1 protein-coding gene and 1 pseudogene are annotated in these 1,448 nt (G+C 72.4%); both read left to right on the top strand.

Going from position 1 to position 1,448, the window contains the following annotated elements:
* Nucleotides 1-1,002, top strand: a 1,002-nt coding sequence (locus DEIPI_RS31765; RefSeq protein ID WP_157463733.1) for an AAA family ATPase, incomplete at its 5' end; no start/stop codon positions are given.
* A 111-nt stretch (nt 1,003-1,113) separates the two neighbouring features.
* A pseudogene (locus DEIPI_RS40065) lies at nt 1,114-1,448 on the top strand (hypothetical protein); the annotation flags it as partial.

Raw genomic sequence — 1,448 nt, 5'->3', positions numbered from 1 at the left:
GAGAGCAAGCACGACATCATCGTGCTGGCCGCGACCAACCGACCGGACGTGCTGGACGCGGCGCTGCTGCGCCCCGGGCGGTTCGACCGGCAGGTGGTGGTGGACGCGCCGGACGTGCGGGGCCGCGAGCACATCCTCAAGATCCACGCCCGCAAGAAGCCCCTCGACCCCACCGTCAACCTCGGCCTCGTCGCCAAGCGCACCGCCGGAATGGTGGGGGCGGACCTGGAGAACCTCCTCAACGAGGCCGCCCTCCTCGCCGCCCGCGCGGGCCGCAAGCGCATCGTCATGCGTGACCTCGACGAGGCCCGCGACCGCGTCCTGATGGGCCCGGAGCGGCGCTCCCTCGTCATCCCCGAGAAGGACAAGCGCGTCACGGCGTACCACGAGGTGGGGCACGCGCTCGTCGCGCAGCTGCTGCCCTACGCGGACCGCGTGCACAAGCTCACCGTCGTCCCGCGCGGACGCGCCGCGGGCATGGCCGCCTACACCCCCGAGGACCGCATGCACTACACCCGCGCGATCCTCGAGGACATGATCTGCGTGGCGCTCGCCGGGCAGGCCGCCGAGCAGGTCGCGCTCGAACAGATCACCACGGGCGCCCAGAACGACTTCGTGAAGGCCACCAACATCGCCCGCAAGATGGTCACCGAGTGGGGCATGAGCGACCTGCTCGGCAAGGTCGCGCACGCCACCGAGCAGGAGAACTACCTCGGCGGCGGCCCCCAGCAGGGCGCGTACAGCGAGGTGACGGCGCAGCTCATCGACCTGGAGGTCAAGCGCATCCTCGACGCGCAGTTCGAGCGGGCCGTGGCGCTCCTCACCGAGAACCTGCACCACGTCCACCGCATCGTGGAGGCGCTGCTGGCCCGCGAGACCCTCACCGGCGAGGAGTTCGAGACGGTCCTGCGCGGCGGCGTCCTCCCCGACCCCGAACCCGAGGAGGAGAGCCCCCGCGACCCCAGCCCGCCCGTCGGGACGCTCAAGCCCGGACAGGCGTGAGGAGCGGGCAGCTCTCGGCCGTCAGCGGCCAGTGGACGGAAGGGGCGCCCCTCTTCTGACGGCTGACGGCTGACCGCTGACGACCAGGCGCGCAGCGCCTACCATACGTCCATGCTCACCTTCGAGGAAGCCGCCGCCCGCGACCCCGCCCTCGTCGGCACGGAGGCCGCCCGTCTGAGCCGCGTCGCCGCGCACGTCGCGCGCGGCTTCGTCGTGCCCGCCGACCACGAGGAGGCCTTCTACGCCGACAACAACCTTCCCGAGCAGCTGCGCGTCCTCTTCTCGCCGATCAATCCCGCCCGCGTGGACGAGGACGCCCTGGAGGTCCTGTGCGAGAAGGCCGCGCGGCTCGTGACGGGCGCGTCCATGCTCGACGACGCCGTGCAGCGCGTGCAGCGCGCGCTGCGCAACAGCGGCCTCGACCGGGGCGTCGTCCACGTCCGCCG

It is taken from the genome of Deinococcus pimensis DSM 21231 (genome assembly GCF_000519345.1).
Taxonomy (GTDB): domain Bacteria; phylum Deinococcota; class Deinococci; order Deinococcales; family Deinococcaceae; genus Deinococcus_A; species Deinococcus_A pimensis.
Note: the sequence above shows the minus strand (reverse complement) of the source record. Positions and strands in the feature narration are given on the sequence as shown.